Consider the following 22677-nt stretch of genomic DNA (forward strand, 5'->3'; position numbering starts at 1 on the left):
GGCGGACCCGCCGGACCCGCCGGCCCGGCCTCAGCCCTGTTGACCCGACGGCCTGCGCAGGTTCGGACGGGCCGCCGCCGCGCGGGACCTCACGTCCGTCCACCAGTCCGACAGCGCCCACACCACCCGTGCGGTGGAACGCGGGGCGACGACCGCGCGCAGCTTGGTGCCCCGGCCGACCGTGCTCCGCAGTCCGTCGATCGCCAGGCGGACGTCCTGCGCGAGCCCCGCCGTCGGGCGTGGCCGTGGCGCGTAGAGGACCTGCTCCACGGCGTCCGCCACCCGGTGCACCGCGGCCGCCGCCGTGGGGTCGAGATGCCCGAGCCGGACGATTCTGGCGGCCGCCTTGCGCGGGGTCTGCGACTCGTCCGGCAGGATCCCGTGGTCCCACGCCGTGTCGGTCAGCTCCAGCCAGACCGCCAGGGTGTGCCGTGCCGCGTCCGCCTCCGTACGGCCGTGCGCGCCCAGCCGTACGGACCGGTTGCGCAGTCGCCACAGCATCGGCGCCGAGGGGATCGACAGGGCCAAGGTGAGGCCTCCGAGGGCCAGCAGCAACGCCCAGTACCACTTCAGGCCGTCGTCGCCACCGCCCAGCGCGGCCGCCGGGGTCTCGCTCTCGCAGGCCTCCAGCTTCTTCTGCTCCGCCGTGCAGCTTTCGCTCGTCGAGGGCGCCGCGGAGGGCGCCGTGGACGTCTCGAGGGACGGCTGGGTCACGTCCGGGAGCGTGCTTCCGGTCGCGTCCGGCACGGTGTACGAGGGCACCGAGCCGCGGTTCGGAGTCGGCTCGAAGCGGGTCCAGCCCACGCCCTCGAAGTACAGCTCGGGCCAGGCGTGGGCGTCCTTCAGCCCCACCGACACCGAACCGTCCGTCTGCGGGGACCCCGGCGCGAAGCCCACCGCGACCCGGGCCGGTATGCCCAGGGACCGGGCCATCGCCGCCATCGCGAAGGAGAAGTGGACGCAGAAGCCCTGCTTGTCCCTCAGGAAGCGGGCGATCGCCTGCGAGCCACTGCCGACGTCCACCTTGGTGTCGTACTCGAAGCCGCCGGTGACGGCGAAGTAGTCCTGGAGCGCGACCGCCTGCTCATAGGGGTTCTTGGCGTCCGCCGTGATCTCGCGGGCGGTGCGGGCCACCACGCCCGGCAGGGAGTCCGGCAGCTCGGTGTAATCGCGTTCCAGGGCCGGGGGCGGCGGCGGTGCGGCGGCGAGCTGCTCCGCGGTCGGGCGCACGTCCAGGCTCTTCACCTCGTACTTCGCACCGCGCGTGGTCTGGCCCTTGTCGCCGACCAGCGTCATGCCCTCGGGTTCGTAGCGCCAGTTGCCGTTGATCTGCACGCCGCTGGGCGGGTACGGCATCGGCAGCCACGTCTGCGCGTATGTGCCGGACGCCGAGATGGTGGTCTCGATCTCCGCGCGCTTGACGTCCGCGCCCAGGCCGCGGGGCGTCGGGAACTCGCCGTCCGGAACGGCGGTGATGGACCGCTTGGACGGCTTCCAGCTGGTGCCGTCGAAGTTGTCCAGCGACACGATGCGCAGGTAGAGGTTCGAGAGGTCCGTGTTGTCGCCGGTCTTCAGGGACAGGACCTGGCGGTCCTCGTCCACGTTCAGATCGTCCCGTAGGGTCACCAGCGGGTTCACCGCGGAGATCGTGCCCCCACCGCCGCTGCCGGAGCCCACGCCCGTCCCGGTGGCGTCCAGCAGGCCGCCGTTCATCGCGGGCAGGGCGAGCGGGACCACGAGGGCGACGCCCAGCGCGACCACGCCGATACGGCGGCCGGTGCGGACGGGGGCCACCGGGCCGCCGGACTCAGCGCCCGGAGTGCGCGGTGCCCCGCCGAAGACCCGGCCCCACTGCGAGAGCCGCTCCCGTCCCTCGGCCAGGAGCAGCAGCAGATAACCGGCCGCCGCGACCAGGAACCACAGCCAGTCGGCGCCGCCGTCGGACAGCCCCGCGGCGACGGAGTACAGCGCGAGCAGCGGCAGGCCGGCCGGGGCCGCGCTGCGGAAGGTCACCGCGAGCGTGTCCACCGCGAGTCCGATCACCAGCACCCCGCCGATGATCATCAGCCGGATGCCGTCGGACGTCAGCGGCGCCGGAATCGCGTACCGAGCGATGTCGTCGCTGCCCTGTTGCAGCAGGTCGGAGAAGCGCACGAAGGCTTCGGGCCCCGGGAACAGCCCCAGGAAGGCCTGCTGCCGGGCGAAGACGAGACTCAGCAGCATCAGCGTGACCAGGGCCTGCGCCGCCACGGTCAGCGGCCGGGCCAGCGGCACCCGCCGGGTCGCCGCACCCACGCCCGTCTGTATCCCGAGCAGCAGCGCGGCCTGCAGGATCCAGGTGGCCGGCTCGACCAGCGGCAGCAGGGCGCACGCGGCCATCAGCGTGGCCGCCCAGGCGCACAGCGCCAGTCGTGCCCGCCCGCTCATGCCGACCCCTCCCCGCCGCCGACCGCACCGACACCCGTACGGTCCCGGTCCGCCTGACGCCACAGTTCGTTCAGGGACGTGCCCCGCGGCACGCTCAGCGCCGTCCAGCCCGCCTCGCGCAGCATCCGCAGCCGCTCCCCGCTCCTGTCCAACGGGCCGGGCACGTCGCTCGGTTCCCGCACCCAGGTTTCGCTGTCCAGCAGGAACGCGACCGCTCCGCCGCTGCGCTGCCGCATCTTGGCGGCCACCGCGGCCTGTTCCTCGTCGAGGGCGCCGAAGAAGGCCACCAGCAGCCCCTCGTTCCCGCCGCGCAGCACGTCGTACGCCCGCGACAGGCCCGTGCCGTCCGAATGGTCGATCACCGCGAGGGTGTCCATCATCAGCCCGGCGGCGTCCGCCGACTCCTGGCTCGCGCCCGCGAAGCCGTCGGCGCCCTCGCTGGGCACCGAGTTGCCGGTGTCCGTCAACAGTCGTACGGAAAAGCCCCGTTCGAGCATGTGGACCAGGGTGGACGCGGTGCCCGACACGGCCCACTCGAAGGCCGATTCGGGGCCCGCGCCCTGGAAGGCGAGGCCCCGGGTGTCGAGGAGCACCGTGCAGCGGGAGCGCTGGGGCTGCTCCTCGCGGCGCACCATCAGCTCGCCGTAGCGCGCGGTGGAGCGCCAGTGCACCCGGCGCAGGTCGTCGCCGTAGCGGTACCCGCGCGGGATGACGTCGTCCTCGCCGGCCAGGGCGAGCGAGCGCAGCCGTCCGTCGCCGTAGCCCTTCGCCTCGCCGGTCAGCCGTACCGGCGGCAGCGGCTCCACGCGCGGGATCACCGTCAGGTTGTCGTACGTCGAGAAGGACCGGGTCAGCTCGCACATGCCGAACGGGTCGGTCAGGCGCAGCTGCAGCGGGCCCAGCGGGTAGCGGCCGCGCAGGTCCGAGCGGACGCGGTAGGACACCTCGCGGCGGCCGCCCGGCTCCACCCGGTCCAGCACGAAGCGGGGACGGGGGCCGAGGACGTAGGGCACCCGGTCCTGGAGCATCAGCAGGCCCGTGGGCAGCCGCGAGACGTTGTCCATCCGCAGATGGACGCGGGCCTCGCTGCCGGCCGGCACGCGCGCGGGGGAGAGCCGGCGGCTGCCGGCCACCCGGTAACGCGTGCGGTAGAGCACGGTGGCGCAGATCAGGGGCAGCACGGCCAGCAGCAGTCCGACCCGCAGCAGGTCGCTCTGCCCGAGGACGTACGCGCAGATGGCCGCGGCTATCCCGGCCGCGAAGAAGGAGCGGCCACGGGTGGTCAGACCCGCCAGGGCCGTGCGCACACCGCCCTGGTCGCCCCGGTCGGGCTCCGCGTGCCCGGTCGCCCCGGTGCTCATCACAGCCTCCGTGGCGGCTGCTGGCCGTAAGGCGTAGCGGGGCGGCCCACGCCGATGCCGCCCTGCTGGGGTGCCGCGGGCACCGGGGTGTGCTGGAGGATCTCCTGCACGACCTGCTCCGCCGTACGCCGGTTCAGCTGGGCCTGGGCGGTGGGCAGCAGCCGGTGGGCCAGCACCGCGACGGCGAGTGCCTGCACGTCGTCCGGCAGCGCGTACTCCCGGCCGCTGAGGGCGGCGGACGCCTTCGCCGCGCGCAGCAGGTGCAGCGTCGCGCGCGGGGAGGCGCCGAGTCTCAGGTCGGGGTGCGTGCGGGTGGCGGCGACCAGGTCCACCGCGTACCGCCGGACCGTGTCGGCGACGTGGACGCCGCGGACGGCGTCGATCAGCTTCACCACGTCGTGTGCGTGCGCGACCGGCTGGAGGTCGTCCAGAGGGCTCGCCCCGCCGTGGATGTCGAGCATCTGCAGCTCGGCCTCCGCGCTCGGGTAGCCGATGGAGACGCGGGCCATGAAGCGGTCGCGCTGGGCCTCCGGCAGCGGGTAGGTGCCCTCCATCTCGACCGGGTTCTGGGTCGCCACCACCATGAAGGGGCTGGGCAGCTCGTAGGTCTGCCCGTCGATGGTGACCTGCCGCTCCTCCATGGACTCCAGAAGGGCGGACTGGGTCTTCGGCGAGGCACGGTTGATCTCGTCGCCGATCACGATCTGCGCGAAGATCGCCCCCGGCTTGAACTCGAAGTCCCGGCGCTGCTGGTCCCAGATGGACACACCCGTGATGTCCGAGGGCAGCAGGTCGGGCGTGAACTGGATACGCCGCACCGAACAGTCGATGGAGCGCGCCAACGCTTTGGCGAGCATGGTCTTGCCCACGCCCGGGACGTCTTCGATCAGAAGATGCCCCTCGGCGAGCAGTACGGTCAGCGAAAGCCGTACGACCTCGGGCTTGCCCTCGATCACACCCTCCACGGAACTGCGGACACGCTCCACAGTGGCGGTCAGATCAGTGAGGCTCGCTCGATCGTCATAGGTCGTCACCCGGCCCTCCTCGGCCCGTTCTTTCCGGGCCGACGCGCTCGATGCGTGACCGGCCCACCCCGAAACACGGACACCACGCGTGAATAGTTCCGCGTGACGCCACACCCGCATTCTTGCTGCCGTTACCGATTCGTGTCACTCGCCTGTGGACAACTGCCCGCACTATGTCGGGTCTTACGCCGTTTTGGGCGCCCTGTGGCTCGAAATCAACAGCGAAACGACAGCTGCGGCGGACGGTTACGGGTGTTTTACGCGGGGTCGATCTCGCGCAGCAGGCCGGTCTTCACGTCGAAAACGAAGCCGCGGACGTCGTCGGTGTGCAGGAGAAAGGGCGAGGTGCGCACCCGCTGCATCGACTGCCGCACGTCCTGTTCGACGTCCCGGAAGGCCTCCACCGCCCAGGCGGGACGCTGGCCGACCTCCATCTCCAGGTCGGTGCGGAAGTCCTCGGTGATCGACTCCAGGCCGCAGCCGGTGTGGTGGATGAGGACCACGCTGCGCGTGCCGAGCTTGCGCTGGCTGATGGTGAGCGAGCGGATCACGTCGTCGGTGACGACACCGCCGGCGTTGCGGATGGTGTGGCAGTCGCCGAGTTCCAGACCGAGGGCCTCGTGCAGGTCGAGACGTGCGTCCATGCAGGCCACGACGGCGACGCCCAGCACGGGACGGGCGTCCATCCCGGGGTCGGCGAACGCGGCCGCGTACCGTTCGTTGGCCTCCACGAGACGGTCGGTGACAGTGCCGCGGCGAGCTATGGCGCCTTCGGGGCTTGTGGGAACCGATGCAGAAGTCGTCATACCCATGACGGTACTGGTCACGCTGTTTCCGGTCCTGTCGTGAGAAAGGAAAAAGAGCGTTATCACGTGCTCACTGTGAGGTAACCCACAGGAGTGAGACGGATACGTCCGTGCGAGGGATTTTTCCCGGTTTGCCGCATCGCCCCCACGCCGGACCGCGACGCGCAGGCCGGTTGATTGACCGCGCGACACCGTGGACTAAAGTGACGCGAAGCGGGAGGCGAGGTCTCCCTGCGGACTGTTTTCCCCGGAGACCCCGGCGATTTTCCGGAGATCTTCCCACGTGCGCGGCGCGTACGTACGGCTCGGCCTCCTCCCGCTCCCGGTCGGCTGACGCTTTCGGCGCCGGCAGGCCTCCCCGTCACTGGGGGTCCCCCCAGCTTGCTGGGGGAGGGCGGGGACCCGGCGGTGCGTACGGCGCCCGCGTCGGACCTGAGAGGCCCAGTTGAGCCAGAGTCGACACGTCCCGGTGATGCTCCAGCGGTGCCTGGACCTGTTGGCCCCCGCCCTTCAGGAGCGGCCGGGAGCAGTCGTCGTCGACTGCACCCTCGGTCTCGGCGGCCACAGCGAGGCCCTGCTGGCGCGGTTCCCCGAGGCCCGGCTCGTCGCCCTCGACCGCGACAAGGAGGCGCTGCGCCTGTCCGGCGAGCGCCTCGCCCCGTACGGGGAGCGTGCCACCCTCGTGCACGCCGTGTACGACGAGCTGCCCGAGGTACTGGACAGGCTCGGCATCGCGCGCGTGCAGGGCGTTCTGTTCGACCTCGGTGTGTCCTCCATGCAGCTCGACGAGGCCGACCGCGGCTTCGCCTACGCGCAGGACGCCCCGCTCGACATGCGCATGGACCAGACGACCGGCATGAGCGCCGCCGAGGTCCTGAACACCTACCCGCCCGGCGAGCTCGTCCGGATCCTCAGGGCGTACGGCGAGGAGAAGCAGGCCAAGCGGATCGTGTCGGCGATCGTGCGCGAGCGGGACAAGGAGCCGTTCTCCAACAGCGCGCGGCTGGTGGAGCTGATCCGGGACAGCCTGCCGCAGGCCGCCAAGCGGACCGGCGGCAACCCCGCCAAGCGCACCTTCCAGGCCCTGCGCATCGAGGTCAACGGCGAACTCTCCGTCCTGGAGCGGGCGATCCCGGCCGCCGTGGAGGCCATCGACGTCGGCGGACGCATCGCCGTCCTGTCGTACCACTCGCTGGAGGACCGGCTGGTCAAGCAGGTGTTCGCGGCGGGCGCCGCCACCACCGCGCCGCCCGGCCTGCCCGTGGTCCCGGAGCGCTACCAGCCCCGGCTCAAGCTGCTCACGCGCGGTGCCGAACTTCCCACCGAGGAAGAGGTCGCCGAGAACCGGCGGGCGGCACCGGCGCGACTGCGCGGGGCCGAGCGCATCAGGGAGTCCATCGAGTGAGGGGCGTGAGGGGCGTGAGGGGCGTGAGTGGCGTGAGGGGTGTGAGCGAGATGGGGAACCGGACTCCGGGGGAGGGCGCATGGGCAGGAAACCCCAGCTGAGGGGCAGGGCCGCCCGTCTCGCGCGGCTCTTCCCGGTATCGGCGGGCTCCGGACAGGCGGCCCGCACCCCCTTCGTCCTCCTCGTCGTCCTGCTCCTCGGCGGCGGTCTCATCGGGCTGCTGGTGCTGAACTCGGCGCTCAGCGAAGGGTCGTTCAAGCTGGACGACCTCCAGAAGGAGACCAAGAGCCTCACCGACGAGGAACAGTCGCTCCAGCGGGACATCGACGCCTACTCCGCTCCCGAGGCCCTCCAGCGCCGCGCCCGCGAGCTCGGCATGGTGCCCGGCGGCGACCCGGCCTTCCTGAACCCCGACGGCACCGTCAAGGGCGTACCGAGCCCCGCCTCCGGCGCCGAGCCGGCCTCGATGGGCGTCCCCCTCGTCCTCGCCCCCGAGGCGATGGACACCGCGCTCCCGACGGCTCCCACGGCCGCCCTCACCGCACCGGACCCCGCCCAGCCCGCTGAGGCGTTCCCGTCCGTCACGACCCCGACCCCGACCTCGACCCCCGGCAGGTGACGGAAGTGTCCGACAGGGAACCACCGCGCCGCCGCGTGCCCGGGCCCACCCGCCCCGAGCGCCGCGCCCGCCCCGTCGGCCAGCGCCGCCCGGGCCCCGGCGCCCGCCCGGCCCGCCGCCCCGCGGCGCCCCGCCCCGCGGCCCCCCGTGTCATCCGGCTGGGCAGCCCTCGCCCTCGGCTGCGCATGGTCGGCCTCGCGCTGACCCTCGTACTGATCGCTTTCGTCGTACGACTGCTCCAGGTGCAGGCCGTCGACGCGAGCACGTACGCCGCCAAGGCCGAGCAGAACCGGTACGTCGGCTACACCCTGGCCGCCGAGCGCGGCGGGATCACCGACCGCGACGGTGTGGCCCTGGCGACCAGCGTGGACGCGTACAACATCACCGCGGACCCCACGCTGTTCAACCGGAAGCAGCTGAAGATCGACGACGGACCCGAGCAGGCGGCCGCGCTGCTCGCCCCGATCCTCGGCCAGGAGCAGGACGCGATCGTCAAGAAGCTCAGGCCGGCCGACAGGAACAGCCGCTACGCCGTGCTCGCCAACCGCCAGACCCCGCAGGTCTGGAAGCAGATCAAGGACCTGAAGACCGCGCTGGCCACCAAGGCCGAGACCGACCCGAGCACGGTCAACGTCCTCGCGGGCGTCCTCGCCGTCCCCACCAGCAAGCGCGTGTACCCGAACGGCGACCTCGCCGCCGGGATACTGGGCTGGGTCAACGCCGAGGGCAAGGGCGGCGGCGGGGTCGAGCAGCAGCTGAACGGCCTGCTCGCCGGCAAGGACGGCAAGATCCGCTACGCCCAGTCCGGAGGCCGCCAGGTGCCGACCGCGGGCTCCACCGAGACCCCCGCGGTGCCCGGCAGCGATGTCGAGCTCACCATCGACCGGGACATCCAGTGGGCCGCGCAGAACGCGATCACCCAGCAGGTCGAGGCGTCCAAGGCGGACCGCGGCTATGTGATCGTGCAGGACACGCAGACCGGCCAGGTCCTCGCCATGGCCAACTCGCCCGGCTTCGACCCGAACGACCTGTCCACGGCCAGTTCGGTGAACATGGGCAACGCGGCACTCCAGGACGCGTACGAGCCCGGCTCCACCGCGAAGGTCATGTCGATGGCCGCCGTACTGCAGGAGAACGTCGCCACGCCCGACACGCAGGTCGTCGTGCCCAACCGGCTGCACCGCGGTGACCGGCTCTTCAAGGACGACATCAACCACCCCACCTGGTACCTCACCCTCAACGGCGTGCTCGCCAAGTCCAGCAACATCGGCACGATCCTCGCGACCGGCCAGCTCGGCAAGACCCAGCCCGAGGCCAACCAGGTCCTGTACTCCTACCTGCGCAAGTTCGGCCTCGGCAGCTACACCGGGCTCGGCTTCCCGGGCGAGACGCCGGGCATCCTCGCCGCGCCCGACAAGTGGTCGACCTCGCAGCAGTACACGATTCCTTTCGGCCAGGGCGTGTCCATCAACGCGATGCAGGCGGCGTCCGTCTACTCGACCATCGCCAACGGCGGCGTACGCGTCGAACCCACGCTCGTACGCGGCACGAAGGGGCCCGACGGGCGCTTCACCCCGGCAGCGCAGCCAAAGGAGACAAGGGTCGTCAGCGCCAAGACGGCCAAGACCCTCGCCCGGATGCTGGAGTCCGTCGTGGACGACGTGGAGGGCACCGGCACCAAGGCCCGCATCCCCGGCTACCGGGTGGCGGGCAAGACGGGCACGGCCAACCGTGTGGATCCGGCCACCGGCAAGTACAAGGGCTACACCTCGTCGTTCGCCGGATTCGCCCCCGCCGACAAGCCCCGCATCACCGTCTACTGCGCGATCCAGAACGCCACCGAGGGCAGCTACTTCGGCGGCCAGATCTGCGGTCCGGTCTACAAGCAGGTGATGGAGTTCGCCCTGAAGACCCTCCAGGTACCGCCCACCGGGGCCAAGGCCGCGAACCTTCCGGTCACCTTCAAACCCTGACCAGCCCTGTTCAGCACGGAACCCCCAGGAACCAGCTCGTGACGACGATCACCCCCGATTCCGGCAACCAGGGCGCCCCCGGCCCCTCACTTCGCCCCGAGGCGGGTGAGCCCGGTACGCTCACCGCCGTGCCACACGCTGATCAGTCCCAAACCACCCAGAAGGGCGCACCCGTGACATATCCGGGGCCGCCCAGGCCGGTCCAGGTCTCCGCCACACCCCTCGCGGAACTCGCCGATCAGCTGGGTGTCACCGCACCGGAAAGCGCCGCCGAGGTCACGGGCATCACCCACGACTCCCGCGCGGTCCGCCCCGGCGACCTGTACGCCGCCCTGCCGGGCGCCCGCCTGCACGGCGCCGACTTCGTCACCCAGGCCGCGGGCCTCGGCGCGGTCGCCGTGCTGACCGACCCGACGGGCGCCGAGCGTGCCGCGGCGACCGGGCTTCCGGTCCTGGTCGTCGACGACCCGCGCGCGGAGATGGGCGAACTGGCGGCCACGATCTACGGCCATCCGGGCCCCGATCTGCTCCAGATCGGCATCACCGGTACCTCCGGCAAGACCACCACCGCCTATCTCGTCGAGGGCGGCCTCAAGACGGCCAGGTCCACCGGACTGATCGGCACGGTGGAGACGCGCATCGGCGACGAGCGCATCAAGTCCGAGCGCACCACCCCCGAAGCCACCGACCTCCAGGCGCTGTTCGCCGTCATGCGCGAGCGCGGCGTCGAGGCGGTCGCCATGGAGGTCTCCAGCCACGCCCTGGTCCTCGGCCGGGTCGACGGCTGCATCTTCGACATCGGCGTCTTCACCAACCTCAGCCCGGAACACATGGAGTTCCACTCCGACATGGAGGACTACTTCCGGGCCAAGGCACAGCTGTTCACGCCGAAACGCAGCAGGCTCGGCGTGGTCAACTTCGACGACGAGTACGGGCGCAGGCTGGCCAAGGAGGCCACCGTCCCGGTCGTCACCTTCTCCGCCGAGGGCCACCCGGACGCCGACTGGCGCGCCGAGGAGGTCCAAGTCGGCCCCATGGACTCGACGTTCACGGTGATCGGCCCCAAGGGGGAGCGGATCACCGCCAGGGCGCCGCTCCCCGGGACCTTCAACGTGGCCAACACCCTCACCGCGATCGTCGCCCTCGCCGCCGCCGGCCTCGACCCGCAGACGGCCGCCGACGGCATCGCCGCCGTGCCGGGCGTGCCGGGGCGCCTGGAGCGGGTGGACGCGGGACAGCCGTACCTCGCGGTCGTGGACTACGCCCACAAGACGGACGCCGTCGAATCGGTGCTGCGTGCGCTGCGCAAGGTCACCGAGGGCCGGCTGCACCTCGTGCTCGGCTGCGGCGGCGACCGCGACAGGACCAAGCGCGGGCCGATGGGCGCCGCCGCGGCCCGGCTCGCCGACACGGCCGTACTGACCTCCGACAACCCCCGCTCCGAGGACCCCCTCGCGATCCTCGCAACCATGCTCGAGGGCGCGGCGTCCGTACCAGCACACGAGCGCGGCGAGGTCCAGGTCTTCGAGGACCGGGCCGCCGCGATCGCCGCCGCCGTGTCCCGCGCACGGCCCGGAGACACCGTGCTGGTCGCGGGCAAGGGCCACGAGCAGGGCCAGGACATCGCCGGGGTGGTACGTCCGTTCGACGACCGCCAGGTGCTTCGCGAAGCTATCCAGAAGACCCAGGGATGAACTTGTGATCGCCCTCTCTCTCGCCGAGATCGCCTCAGTCGTCGGCGGGCAGACGCACGACATACCGGATCCGTCCGTCCAGGTCACCGGACCGGTCGTCCGGGACTCCCGCGAGGCCGGGCCCGGCACCCTCTTCGTCGCCTTCGTCGGCGAGCGCGTGGACGGCCACGACTTCGCCCAGGCGGTCGTACAGGCGGGCGCGGTCGCCGTACTGGCGTCCCGCCCCGTCGGCGTGCCCGCGATCGTCGTCGAGGACGTCCAGACGGCTCTGGGCGCCCTCGCACGTCATGTCGTACGACGGCTCGGCGCGACCCTCGTCGCCCTCACCGGCTCCGCCGGGAAGACCAGCACCAAGGACCTGATCGCCCAGGTGCTCCGGCACAAGGCGCCGACGGTGTTCACGCCCGGCTCGCTCAACAACGAGATCGGGCTGCCGCTCACCGCGCTCAGCGCCACCGAGGAGACGAAGTTCCTCGTCCTGGAGATGGGCGCCCGCGGCATCGGCCACATCCGCTACCTCGCCGACCTGACCCCGCCGAAGATCGGCCTCGTACTCAACGTCGGGACCGCCCACATCGGCGAGTTCGGCGGCCGCGAGCAGATCGCGCAGGCCAAGGGCGAGCTCGTGGAGGCCCTCCCTTCGGCGAGCGAGGGCGGCGCGGCGGTCCTCAACGCCGACGATCCCCTCGTACGGGCCATGGCATCCCGTACGAAGGCGAAGGTGATCCTTTTCGGAGAGTCCGGCGAAGCGGACGTACGCGCCGAGAACGTGAGACTCACGGACAGCGGACAGCCCGCCTTCCTGCTTCGAACACCCTCCGGTGCAAGCGAAGTGACCATGCGCCTGTACGGTGAGCACCACGTGTCGAACGCGCTCGCCGCGGCCGCCGTCGCCCATGAGCTGGGCATGTCCGCGGAAGAGATCGCCACCGCGCTCTCCGAGGCGGGCTCCCTCTCCCGCTGGCGTATGGAGGTCACCGAGCGCCCGGACGGCGTGACGGTCGTCAACGACGCCTACAACGCGAACCCCGAGTCCATGCGAGCCGCCCTGCGCGCGCTCGCGGCCATGGGCAAGGCCACACAGGCAAAGGGGGGCCGGACGTGGGCGGTGCTCGGCAAGATGGCCGAGCTCGGGGACGAGGCGCTCGCCGAGCACGACGCGGTCGGACGGCTCGCCGTCCGGCTCAATGTCGGCAAGCTCGTCGCGGTCGGGGGCAGGGAAGCGTCCTGGCTGCAACTGGGCGCATATAACGAGGGTTCGTGGGGTGAGGAGTCGGTGCACGTGTCCGACGCACAGGCGGCGGTCGACCTGTTGCGCAGCGAGTTGCGCCCGGGAGACGTCGTACTCGTGAAGGCGTCCCGTTCGGTCGGCCTGGAAAGCATCGCCGAGGCGTTGCTGGCAACCGGTGCCGAGGGTGAGGTTTCCGCCCGATGATGAAGCAGATCCTGTTCGCAGGAGTCATTGGCCTCTTTCTGACCCTGGTCGGCACCCCGCTGCTGATCAAACTCCTTGCCCGCAAGGGCTACGGCCAGTACATCCGCGACGACGGCCCGCGCTCGCACGGCAGCAAGCGCGGTACGCCGACCATGGGCGGTATCGCCTTCATCTTCGCGACGGTCGCCGCGTACTTCCTGTCGAAGGTCATCACCGGCTACACCCCGACCTACTCCGGCCTGCTGGTGCTCGGCCTGATGGTCGGCATGGGCCTGGTCGGTTTCCTCGACGACTACATCAAGATCGTCAAGCGGCGTTCGCTTGGTCTGAGGGCCAAGGCGAAGATGGCCGGCCAGCTGATCGTCGGCATCAGCTTCGCGGTGCTCTCGCTGCAGTTCGCGGACGTCCGCGGCAACACCCCGGCCTCCACGAAGCTGTCGTTCATCACGGACTTCGGCTGGACGATCGGCCCGGTGCTGTTCGTCGTCTGGGCGCTGTTCATGATCCTCGCGATGTCGAACGGCGTGAACCTGACGGACGGTCTGGACGGCCTCGCCACCGGCGCCTCCGTCCTCGTCTTCGGCGCCTACACCTTCATCGGCGTCTGGCAGTTCCAGGAGTCCTGCGCCAACGGCGAGAGCCTGACCAACCCGGGCGCCTGTTACGAGGTGCGCGATCCGCTCGACCTCGCGGTCATCGCCTCCGCGCTGATGGGCGCCTGTCTCGGCTTCCTGTGGTGGAACACCTCGCCCGCCAAGATCTTCATGGGGGACACCGGTTCGCTGGCGCTCGGCGGTGTGCTCGCCGGTCTCGCGATCTGCTCGCGCACCGAACTGCTGATCGCCCTCCTCGGCGGCCTGTTCGTCCTGATCACCATGTCGGTGGTCATCCAGGTCGGCTCCTTCCGCATGACCGGGAAGCGCGTCTTCCGAATGGCGCCGCTGCAGCACCACTTCGAACTCAAGGGCTGGTCCGAAGTCCTTGTGGTGGTCCGCTTCTGGATCATCCAGGGCATCTGTGTGATCGTCGGCCTGGGTATCTTCTACGCGGGATGGGCGGCGGAGAAGTGACCGACTGGCAGGGCAAGCGCGTCACCGTCGCCGGGCTCGGCGTCTCCGGCGTCCCGGCCGCCAAGGTGCTGCACGAACGCGGCGCTCTCGTCACGGTCGTCAACGACGGCGACGACGAGCGGGCCCGCGCCCAGGCGGCCGAACTGGAGGCGCTGGGCATCACCGTGCGCCTCGGCGACGGCGCGACCCTGCCACCGGGCACCGAACTCATCGTCACGGCCCCCGGCTGGAAGCCGGACAAGCCGCTGTTCGCGGCCGCTCACGAGGCCGGCGTGCCGGTCTGGGGCGACGTCGAACTCGCCTGGCGGCTGCGCGGCCCCGACGCCGCGCCCTGGCTCGCCGTCACCGGCACCAACGGCAAGACCACGACCGTCCAGATGCTCGCCTCCATCCTGAAGGCGGCGGGCCTGCGCACGGCCGCCGTGGGCAACATCGGCGTCTCGCTCCTCGACGCGGTCCTCGGCGAGGAGCACTACGACGTCCTCGCGGTGGAACTGTCGAGCTACCAGCTCCACTGGGCGCCCTCGCTGCGCGCCCACTCCGCCGCCGTACTGAACCTGGCGCCCGACCACCTCGACTGGCACGGCTCCATGGAGGCCTACGCCGCCGCCAAGGGCCGTGTCTACGAAGGCAATCGCGTCGCCTGCGTCTACAACGTCGCCGACAAGGCCACCGAGGACCTGGTGCGCGCGGCGGACGTCGAGGAGGGCTGCCGGGCCGTCGGCTTCACCCTCGGTGCGCCCGCACCCTCCCAACTCGGCGTGGTGGACGGCATCCTGGTCGACCGGGCCTTCGTGGAGGACCGGCAGAAGAACGCCCAGGAGCTCGCCGAGGTCTCCGACGTCAACCCGCCCGCCCCGCACAACATCGCCAACGCCCTTGCGGCGGCCGCCCTCGCGCGTGCCTTCGGCGTGCCCGCGGCGGCCGTACGGGACGGTCTGAGGGCCTTCACGCCGGACGCCCACCGCATCGCGCACGTGGCCGACGTCGACCAGGTCGCCTACATCGACGACTCCAAGGCGACCAACACCCATGCGGCACAAGCCTCGTTGGCGGCCTACGAGTCGATCGTGTGGATCGCCGGCGGCCTGGCGAAGGGCGCGACCTTCGACGAACTGGTGGCGGGGGCGGCGAAGCGGCTGCGCGGCGTCGTCCTCATCGGGGCGGACCGCGCCCTGATCCGCCAAGCGCTGGCACGACACGCCCCGGAAGTACCCGTCGTCGACCTCGACCGGACCGACACTGGGGCGATGCTCCAGGCAGTCCAGGAGGCGCAGCGCCTCGCTGGCGCAGGCGACACGGTCCTGCTGGCCCCGGCCTGTGCCTCCATGGACATGTTCACCAACTACAACCAGCGCGGTGACGCGTTCGCGGAGGCGGTTCGCGAACTCGGCGCCTGACCCGGCCGCCTGCCGGGCGGACCTTGGGAGGGACGCGTGGGACCGTCGACGTACAGCGAGGTCTGCGATGCCCGGTAACCGAACCGGGCGCCCGCCCGTGCGGCGGGCCGTCAGACGTCCCGCCGCCCCCCGGGCACCGCGCGAGAACCCGCTCCTCGGCCTGTACCTGCGCGCCCGCCGCGCCTGGGACCGGCCGCTGACCGCGTACTACCTGATCCTCGGCGGAAGCCTGCTGATCACCGTGCTCGGACTCGTGATGGTCTACTCGGCCTCCCAGATCACGGCCCTGCAGATGTCCCTGCCGGGCTCGTACTTCTTCCGCAAGCAGCTCCTCGCGGCCGTCATCGGCGGGGTGCTGCTGCTGATCGCCTCCCGGATGCCGGTGAAGCTGCACCGGGCGCTCGCCTACCCGATCCTGGCCGGTGCCGTCTTCCTGATGGCCCTGGTACAGATCCCGGGGATAGGGATGTCGGTCAACGGCAATCAGAACTGGATCTCCCTCGGCGGCTCCTTCCAGATCCAGCCCAGCGAGTTCGGCAAGCTCGCGCTCGTGCTCTGGGGCGCCGACCTGCTCGCCCGCAAGCAGGACAAGAAGCTGCTGACCCAGTGGAAGCACATGCTGGTGCCGCTCGTGCCGGTCGCCTTCATGCTGCTCGGGCTGATCATGCTCGGCGGCGACATGGGTACGGCGATCATCCTCACCGCGATCCTGTTCGGCCTGCTGTGGCTGGCGGGCGCACCGACCCGGCTGTTCGTCGGCGTGCTGTCGATCGCCGCCACGCTCGGTGTGATCCTCATCAAGACCAGCCCCAACCGCATGGCCAGGCTCCAGTGCATCGGCGCCACCGAGCCGAGGTCCGGGGGAGCCGACTGCTGGCAGGCCGTGCACGGCATCTACGCGCTCGCCTCCGGCGGACTCTTCGGATCCGGGCTCGGCGCGAGTGTGGAAAAATGGGGCCAACTCCCGGAAGCGCACACGGACTTCATCTTCGCCGTGACCGGCGAGGAACTGGGCCTGGCGGGGACGCTGTCCGTGCTCGCCCTCTTCGCGGCTCTAGGCTATGCGGGTATCCGCGTGGCCGGACGCACGGAGGACCCCTTCGTGAGGTATGCCGCGGGAGGTGTGACCACCTGGATCACCGCTCAGGCGGTGATCAACATGGGTGCGGTGCTCGGCCTGCTGCCGATCGCCGGTGTCCCCCTCCCGCTGTTCTCCTACGGGGGTTCCGCCCTGTTGCCGACCATGTTCGCCATCGGGTTGCTGATCGCGTTCGCGCGTGAGGATCCCGCTGCACGGATGGCGCTTTCGATGCGGCAACCCCGCTTTGGTAGAAAGCGGGCGGGAGGCCCTGTGCGGGGGCCTCGGAGATGGAACACGATGCGACGGCGTGCCTCGGCACGTACGTCCGGAGAGCGGTGAATTTCGGTGCATGTCGTACTCGCCGGTGGGGGGACCGCCGGCCACATCGAGCCCGCGCTCGCCCTCGCGGACGCCCTGCGCAGGCAGGACCCCACCGTGGGAATCACGGCCCTGGGCACGGAGCGGGGCCTTGAGACCCGGCTCGTACCGGAGCGGGGTTATGACCTCGCGCTGATCCCCGCGGTACCACTGCCACGCAGGCCCACTCCCGAGCTGATCACCGTCCCGGGCCGGCTGCGCGGCACGATCAAGGCCGCCGAGCAGATCCTGGAGCGCACCAAGGCGGACGCCGTCGTCGGCTTCGGCGGCTACGTGGCGCTGCCCGGCTACCTCGCCGCCAAGCGCCTCGGTGTGCCGATCATCATCCACGAGGCCAACGCCCGGCCCGGTCTGGCGAACAAGATCGGCTCGCGGTACGCCGCCAAGGTCGCCGTCTCCACCCCGGACAGCAAGCTGCGCGACGCCCGCTACATCGGCATCCCGCTGCGCCGCTCCATCGCAATCCTCGACCGGGCGGCCGTGCGCCCCGAGGCCCGCGCCGCCTTCGGGCTCGACCCGAACCTGCCGACGCTGCTGGTCTCCGGCGGCTCGCAGGGCGCACGCCGGCTCAACGAGGTGGTCCAGCAGGTCGCGCCGTACCTCCAGCAGGCCGGGATCCAGATCCTGCACGCGGTCGGCCCGAAGAACGAACTGCCGCAGGTGCACCAGATGCCGGGGATGCCCCCGTACATCCCGGTACCGTACGTGGACCGGATGGACCTCGCGTACGCCGCGGCCGACATGATGCTCTGCCGTGCGGGCGCGATGACCGTCGCCGAACTCTCCGCCGTCGGGCTCCCGGCCGCCTATGTCCCGCTGCCCATCGGCAACGGCGAACAGCGGCTGAACGCCCAGCCGGTGGTCAAGGCCGGCGGCGGACTCCTGGTCGACGACGCGGACCTGACGCCCGAGTGGGTGCAGCAGAACGTCCTGCCCGTGCTCGCCGACCCGCACCGGCTGTTCCAGATGTCCCGCGCCGCCGGTGAGTTCGGCCGCCGGGACGCCGACGAGCTGCTCGTCGGCATGGTGTACGAGGCGATCGCCGCCAGTCGTGCACACCGATAGGACTGTATACGGGCCCGTATGACCGGAAGGCAGGGAGCGTGGCCGGATCGACGACCGCCGAGCGCGGTGAACGCCAGCAGGAGTCGTCCGGCCCGCCGCCCGCCCGAAGGCTCATCCCACCGCGACTTCGTACGATCATCATCCTCGCTGTCGCGTTGGTACTCGTCGGCGCCGGTTCCGTCTGGGTGCTGTACGGCTCGAACTGGCTGCGCGTGGAGCGCGTATCGGTCTCCGGAACCAGGATTCTGACGCCCGCTGAGGTGCGCGAGGCCGCCGACGTCCCGGTCGGTGCTCCGCTGATTTCCGTCGACACCGATGCGATTGAGGCACGTCTGCGGCGGAAATTGCCCCGAATTGACGTGGTTGACGTAGTGCGTTCCTGGCCCCGTGGAATCGGACTGAAAGTGACTGAGCGCACTCCGGTTCTGCTTGTCCCAAAGGGAGGAAACTTTGTCGAAGTGGACGATGAAGGTGTCCGATTCGCCACGGTTTCCGAAGCCCCGAAAGGTGTCCCCGCGCTCGAATTGACGCTGTCCCAGCCGGGCTCCCGCGCCGCGAGCCTGCGCCGTTTCGGCGAGGACCGATTGGTGCGGGAGGCGGTCCGTGTCGCCGGTGCCATTCCGGCCGCCGTCGCGCAGCGGACCCAGGCCCTCAAGGTGCGTTCGTACGACGACATCTCGCTGGAGTTGAGCGACGGCCGGACCGTCTCCTGGGGAAGTGGTGAGAAGGGTGCCGCGAAGGCCCGTACGCTCACGGCTCTGATGAAAGCCTCTCCCGATGCCCGGTACTTCGACGTCAGCGTTCCCACCGCGCCCGCGTCATCAGGGAGTTGACGCACATCCGCGCAGGCCAGCACCCTGGTTGGGCAGCGCTACGCCTGATCACATAGGGTGAAAAGAAAAACGGGAGGTACGGCGTGTTCGTTGAACGTGCGCCACTTGTCGACTTAGTGTCCTGTTCAGAAGACTCCAGGGAACAGACACACTGGTAACCCTAAACTTCAACGTTAGGGTTCGGGTCGGCGATACGGACCGTCCCAATCGGCATCAGTCGTCGGACCGCGGCAAGGCCGCGAGGCGGCGACACGTAACTCGAGGCGAGAGGCCTTCGACGTGGCAGCACCGCAGAACTACCTCGCAGTCATCAAAGTCATCGGTGTCGGCGGCGGTGGTGTCAATGCCATCAACCGGATGATCGAGGTCGGTCTCAAGGGCGTCGAGTTCATCGCCATCAACACCGACGCGCAGGCGCTGTTGATGAGCGACGCCGACGTCAAACTCGACGTCGGCCGCGAACTCACCCGCGGACTCGGCGCCGGAGCCAACCCGGCTGTCGGCCGCAAGGCCGCCGAGGACCACCGCGAGGAGATCGAGGAGGTCCTCAAGGGGGCCGACATGGTCTTCGTGACGGCCGGTGAAGGCGGCGGCACCGGTACCGGCGGCGCGCCCGTCGTGGCCAACATCGCACGCACGCTCGGCGCCCTCACCATCGGCGTGGTCACGCGACCGTTCACCTTCGAAGGGCGGCGCCGCGCGAACCAGGCCGAGGACGGCATCGCCGAACTCCGCGAAGAGGTCGACACCCTCATCGTCATCCCGAACGACCGGCTGCTGTCCATCTCGGACCGCCAGGTCTCGGTCCTCGACGCCTTCAAGTCGGCGGACCAGGTCCTGCTCTCCGGTGTTCAGGGCATCACCGACCTCATCACCACGCCCGGCCTGATCAACCTCGACTTCGCCGACGTCAAGTCGGTCATGTCCGAGGCCGGTTCGGCCCTCATGGGCATCGGCTCGGCCCGCGGCGACGACCGCGCGGTGGCCGCCGCCGAGATGGCGATCTCCTCGCCGCTGCTGGAGGCGTCCATCGACGGCGCCCGGGGCGTCCTGCTCTCCATCTCCGGCGGCTCCGACCTCGGCCTGTTCGAGATCAACGAGGCCGCCCAGCTGGTGAGCGAGGCCGCCCACCCCGAGGCCAACATCATCTTCGGCGCGGTCATCGACGACGCCCTCGGCGACGAGGTCCGGGTCACCGTGATCGCGGCCGGCTTCGACGGCGGCCAGCCGCCGGCCCGCCGGGACACCGTCCTCGGTTCGTCCTCGTCGTCCTCGTCCTCGGGCCGCCGCGAGGAGCCCACCCCGGTACGGCAGACCGAGAGCCGCCCGTCCTTCGGCTCGCTCGGCAGTGTCACGCCGAAGGAGGAGGAGTCGGCGCCCGAGCCGGTGGCCGACCTTCCGGTCTCCCCGCCGGTCCCGCCGTCGCGCTCCTACTCGGACAGCGCGGCCGAGGAACTGGACGTGCCGGACTTCCTGAAGTGATAGGGCAGCGCGAGAGCGTGAGCGGCGCGCACTTCGCCTTCACCGACCGGTGGGGCGGGGTGGGCGCCGCTCCGTATGAGGAGCTCAACCTCGGCGGTGCGGTCGGCGACGACCCCGAGGTCGTAGGGACCAACCGCGAACTGGCCGCCAAGTCCCTGGGGCTCGACCCCGCTCAGGTGGTCTGGATGAACCAGGTGCACGGGGCCGACGTGGCGGTGGTGGACGGACCCTGGGGTTCCGCTTCGGAGATCCCCTCGGTCGACGCGGTCGTCACCGCCCGGCGCGGACTCGCCCTCGCCGTTCTGACCGCCGACTGCACGCCCGTCCTGCTGGCCGACCCGGTCGCGGGGATCGCCGCCGCGGCCCACGCGGGCCGGCCCGGCATGATCGCCGGGGTCGTCTCCGCCGCCGTACGGGCCATGGCGCGGCTCGGCGCCGAGCCGTCCCGGATCGTCGCCCGCACCGGACCCGCCGTCTGCGGCCGGTGCTACGAAGTGCCGGACGCCATGCGCGCCGAGGTCGTGGCCGTCGAACCGGCGGCACACGCCGAGACGAGCTGGGGTACCCCCGCGGTCGACGTGACCGCCGGGGTGCACGCTCAGCTCGAGCGGCTCGGGGTGCGCGACCGGGAGCAGTCGCCGGTGTGCACGCTGGAGTCGGGCGATCACTTCTCATACCGCCGCGAGCGCACCACGGGGCGACTCGCGGGATATGTCTGGCTGGACTGATGGGGCATGACGGACCGTAAGGGCGAACTCGCCGGAAACCTGGCGAAAGTGGAGGAGCGCATCGCCGCCGCGTGTGCGGCCGCGGGGCGCAAGCGTGAGGAAGTCACGCTGATCGTTGTCACCAAGACCTATCCCGCGAGCGATGTGCGCATGCTGGCGGAGCTCGGTGTGCGTCACGTCGCCGAGAACCGCGACCAGGACGCGGCGCCCAAGGCCGCGGAATGTGCGGATCTGCCCCTTACTTGGCACTTCGTCGGTCAGTTGCAGACCAACAAGGTGCGATCCGTGGTCGGTTATGCGGATCTCGTGCAGTCCGTCGATCGTTCCAAGCTCGTCACGGCTCTGTCCAAAGAGGCCGTGCGGGTCGGGCGTGAGGTGGGATGTCTCCTGCAGGTCGCACTCGACGCGGACGAGAGCGGCAGGAGCGGCAGGGGGGAGCGGGGTGGTGTAGGACCTGGTGGAATCGAGGAGTTGGCCGACCTCGTCGCCGACGCTCCGGGGCTGCGACTCGACGGGCTGATGACCGTCGCTCCGCTCACCGGGGAGTACGCGGGGCGCCAACAGGCGGCGTTCGAGCGGTTGATGGATTTGTCGACCGACCTGCGCCGAGCGCATCCGGCTGCGAACATGGTCTCGGCAGGGATGAGTGCGGACCTCGAACAGGCCGTGGCGGCCGGAGCGACACATGTACGCGTCGGCACCGCGGTACTCGGAGTACGCCCCAGGCTCGGGTAACGTCGCCAGGAAGTCGGACCACAGCAGAAAATATGGTCATTACCGCAGTACAGCGGGCATAACGACCTAGTGGATCGCGGGCACTTGGCAGTCGTCAGCCGATCCACCACAGAGCGGAGGACTCAGAGAATGGCCGGCGCGATGCGCAAGATGGCGGTCTACCTCGGCCTCGTGGAGGACGATGGGTACGACGGCCGCGGTTTCGACCCCGACGACGACTTCGAACCCGAACTGGACCCGGAGCCCGAGCGGGACCGTCGACGGCATGAGCTGTCGCACCAGTCGCATGGTTCGCACCAGTCCCACCAGGCACATCAGCCTGAAAGGGACGAATCGGTAAGAGTGGTGCAGGCTCCGGCGCCGCGCGACCCGTTGCCCCGATCCGCTTCGCTAGGCGCGGAATCCGGGCGTCCGGCGCGCATCGCGCCCGTGGCATCCATCACACAAGAACGCGCAAGCCTGGAGAAGAACGCACCGGTGATCATGCCCAAGGTCGTGTCGGAACGAGAGCCTTACCGGATCACCACGCTTCACCCGCGGACCTACAACGAGGCCCGTACTATCGGGGAACACTTCCGTGAGGGCACCCCGGTGATCATGAATCTGACTGAGATGGATGACACAGACGCGAAGCGACTTGTCGACTTTGCGGCCGGTTTGGTGTTTGGTCTTCACGGCAGCATCGAGCGGGTGACGCAGAAGGTGTTCCTGTTGTCGCCTGCTAACGTCGATGTCACGGCGGAGGACAAGGCCCGTATCGCAGAGGGCGGGTTCTTCAACCAGAGCTGAGACACTCGACCGGAAACAGCAGTACAAGTAGTACCCGGCAGCACGGAACAGGGGAGAGGGAAGCACAGCCAATGAGCGTGGTCCTGGATGTCATCTACATCGCGCTGATGTGCTTTCTCATCGTGCTGATCTTCCGGTTGGTCATGGACTACGTCTTCCAGTTCGCCCGCTCGTGGCAACCCGGCAAGGCGATGGTGGTTGTTCTGGAGGCCACCTACACGGTCACTGATCCACCGCTCAAGCTTCTGCGGCGGGTCATTCCGCCGCTGCGTCTCGGGGGCGTGGCGCTCGACCTGTCCTTCTTCGTACTGATGATCATCGTCTACATCCTGATCTCCGTCGTGAGCCGGCTGTGAACGATACGGTCTTGC

Annotated in this window: 19 protein-coding genes; 15 read left to right on the plus strand and 4 right to left on the minus strand. The window is 70.3% G+C overall.

The genetic code is table 11. From position 1 onward, the window contains the following. Positions 1-30: 30 nt before the first annotated feature. The 4 genes from AC5P09_RS33190 to AC5P09_RS33205 form a co-directional block, all read right to left on the minus strand. Positions 31-2427 (minus strand): transglutaminase TgpA family protein, encoded by a 2397-nt coding sequence (locus tag AC5P09_RS33190; RefSeq protein ID WP_493877417.1) that lies wholly within the window; start codon positions 2425-2427, stop codon positions 31-33. After that, a complete protein-coding gene (locus AC5P09_RS33195) occupies positions 2424-3788 on the minus strand; it encodes a DUF58 domain-containing protein (RefSeq protein ID WP_493877418.1) in 1365 nt (454 codons plus the stop codon). The genes AC5P09_RS33190 and AC5P09_RS33195 overlap by 4 nt, the downstream gene beginning before the upstream one ends. Further along, positions 3788-4822, minus strand: coding sequence for an AAA family ATPase (locus AC5P09_RS33200; protein ID WP_493877419.1), 1035 nt, complete (start codon positions 4820-4822; stop codon positions 3788-3790). Before AC5P09_RS33200 ends, AC5P09_RS33195 begins: the two co-directional genes overlap by 1 nt. 248 nt (positions 4823-5070) lie before the next feature. Continuing rightward, positions 5071-5619: a beta-class carbonic anhydrase gene (locus tag AC5P09_RS33205; protein ID WP_493877420.1), complete on the minus strand. Its 549-nt coding sequence runs from the start codon at positions 5617-5619 to the stop codon at positions 5071-5073. A 445-nt stretch (positions 5620-6064) separates the two neighbouring features. On the opposite strand from AC5P09_RS33205, the gene rsmH reads away from it, so the two are divergent. The 15 genes from rsmH (at position 6065) to AC5P09_RS33280 (ending at position 22662) form a co-directional block, all read left to right on the plus strand. Then, on the plus strand, positions 6065-7024 hold the full coding sequence (gene rsmH / locus AC5P09_RS33210; protein ID WP_493877421.1) for a 16S rRNA (cytosine(1402)-N(4))-methyltransferase RsmH: 960 nt from the start codon (positions 6065-6067) through the stop codon (positions 7022-7024). 79 nt (positions 7025-7103) lie between these two features. After that, positions 7104-7643 (plus strand): cell division protein FtsL, encoded by a 540-nt coding sequence (gene ftsL / locus AC5P09_RS33215; RefSeq protein ID WP_493877422.1) that lies wholly within the window; start codon positions 7104-7106, stop codon positions 7641-7643. A gap of 5 nt (positions 7644-7648) precedes the next feature. Beyond that, complete coding sequence (locus AC5P09_RS33220; protein WP_493877423.1) at positions 7649-9616, plus strand: peptidoglycan D,D-transpeptidase FtsI family protein; 1968 nt, start codon at positions 7649-7651, stop codon at positions 9614-9616. A 173-nt stretch (positions 9617-9789) separates the two neighbouring features. Then, a complete protein-coding gene (locus AC5P09_RS33225) occupies positions 9790-11310 on the plus strand; it encodes a UDP-N-acetylmuramoyl-L-alanyl-D-glutamate--2,6-diaminopimelate ligase (RefSeq protein WP_493877448.1) in 1521 nt (506 codons plus the stop codon). 4 nt (positions 11311-11314) lie between these two features. Continuing rightward, positions 11315-12745, plus strand: coding sequence for a UDP-N-acetylmuramoyl-tripeptide--D-alanyl-D-alanine ligase (locus AC5P09_RS33230; protein WP_493877424.1), 1431 nt, complete (start codon positions 11315-11317; stop codon positions 12743-12745). Then, a complete protein-coding gene (gene mraY, locus AC5P09_RS33235) occupies positions 12745-13815 on the plus strand; it encodes a phospho-N-acetylmuramoyl-pentapeptide-transferase (protein ID WP_493877449.1) in 1071 nt (356 codons plus the stop codon). The genes AC5P09_RS33230 and mraY overlap by 1 nt, the downstream gene beginning before the upstream one ends. Further along, a complete protein-coding gene (murD, locus tag AC5P09_RS33240) occupies positions 13797-15215 on the plus strand; it encodes a UDP-N-acetylmuramoyl-L-alanine--D-glutamate ligase (protein WP_493877425.1) in 1419 nt (472 codons plus the stop codon). The genes mraY and murD overlap by 19 nt, the downstream gene beginning before the upstream one ends. A 67-nt stretch (positions 15216-15282) precedes the next feature. Further along, a complete protein-coding gene (ftsW, locus tag AC5P09_RS33245; protein WP_493877426.1) occupies positions 15283-16635 on the plus strand; it encodes a putative lipid II flippase FtsW in 1353 nt (450 codons plus the stop codon). 6 nt (positions 16636-16641) lie between these two features. Beyond that, complete coding sequence (gene murG, locus AC5P09_RS33250; RefSeq protein WP_493877427.1) at positions 16642-17739, plus strand: undecaprenyldiphospho-muramoylpentapeptide beta-N-acetylglucosaminyltransferase; 1098 nt, start codon at positions 16642-16644, stop codon at positions 17737-17739. A gap of 38 nt (positions 17740-17777) precedes the next feature. Next, a complete protein-coding gene (ftsQ, locus tag AC5P09_RS33255) occupies positions 17778-18572 on the plus strand; it encodes a cell division protein FtsQ (protein WP_493877428.1) in 795 nt (264 codons plus the stop codon). A gap of 279 nt (positions 18573-18851) precedes the next feature. Continuing rightward, complete coding sequence (ftsZ, locus tag AC5P09_RS33260) at positions 18852-20054, plus strand: cell division protein FtsZ (protein WP_266440986.1); 1203 nt, start codon at positions 18852-18854, stop codon at positions 20052-20054. Next, the gene (gene pgeF / locus AC5P09_RS33265) at positions 20051-20782 is read left to right on the plus strand and encodes a peptidoglycan editing factor PgeF (protein ID WP_493877429.1); all 732 of its coding nucleotides are present in this window, start codon (positions 20051-20053) and stop codon (positions 20780-20782) included. The genes ftsZ and pgeF overlap by 4 nt, the downstream gene beginning before the upstream one ends. 6 nt (positions 20783-20788) lie before the next feature. After that, a complete protein-coding gene (locus AC5P09_RS33270) occupies positions 20789-21517 on the plus strand; it encodes a YggS family pyridoxal phosphate-dependent enzyme (RefSeq protein ID WP_493877430.1) in 729 nt (242 codons plus the stop codon). A gap of 129 nt (positions 21518-21646) precedes the next feature. Next, positions 21647-22306 (plus strand): cell division protein SepF, encoded by a 660-nt coding sequence (locus tag AC5P09_RS33275; RefSeq protein WP_307674150.1) that lies wholly within the window; start codon positions 21647-21649, stop codon positions 22304-22306. 71 nt (positions 22307-22377) lie between these two features. Next, the gene (locus tag AC5P09_RS33280; RefSeq protein WP_266440999.1) at positions 22378-22662 is read left to right on the plus strand and encodes a YggT family protein; all 285 of its coding nucleotides are present in this window, start codon (positions 22378-22380) and stop codon (positions 22660-22662) included. Positions 22663-22677: the final 15 nt, after the last annotated feature.

It is taken from the genome of Streptomyces sp. a15, assembly GCF_059026085.1.

Bases quoted from the DNA above. Each gene is read 5' to 3' on its own strand.
- AC5P09_RS33190 (WP_493877417.1), bottom strand. From the start codon at position 2,427: ATGAGCGGGCGGGCACGACTGGCGCTGTGCGCCTGGGCGGCCACGCTG.
- AC5P09_RS33195 (WP_493877418.1), bottom strand. From the start codon at position 3,788: ATGAGCACCGGGGCGACCGGGCACGCGGAGCCCGACCGGGGCGACCAG.
- AC5P09_RS33205 (WP_493877420.1), bottom strand. From the start codon at position 5,619: ATGACGACTTCTGCATCGGTTCCCACAAGCCCCGAAGGCGCCATAGCT.
- ftsL (WP_493877422.1), top strand. From the start codon at position 7,104: ATGGGCAGGAAACCCCAGCTGAGGGGCAGGGCCGCCCGTCTCGCGCGG.
- mraY (WP_493877449.1), top strand. From the start codon at position 12,745: ATGAAGCAGATCCTGTTCGCAGGAGTCATTGGCCTCTTTCTGACCCTG.
- murD (WP_493877425.1), top strand. From the start codon at position 13,797: ATGGGCGGCGGAGAAGTGACCGACTGGCAGGGCAAGCGCGTCACCGTC.
- ftsW (WP_493877426.1), top strand. From the start codon at position 15,283: ATGCCCGGTAACCGAACCGGGCGCCCGCCCGTGCGGCGGGCCGTCAGA.
- AC5P09_RS33270 (WP_493877430.1), top strand. From the start codon at position 20,789: ATGACGGACCGTAAGGGCGAACTCGCCGGAAACCTGGCGAAAGTGGAG.
- AC5P09_RS33275 (WP_307674150.1), top strand. From the start codon at position 21,647: ATGGCCGGCGCGATGCGCAAGATGGCGGTCTACCTCGGCCTCGTGGAG.
- AC5P09_RS33280 (WP_266440999.1), top strand. From the start codon at position 22,378: ATGAGCGTGGTCCTGGATGTCATCTACATCGCGCTGATGTGCTTTCTC.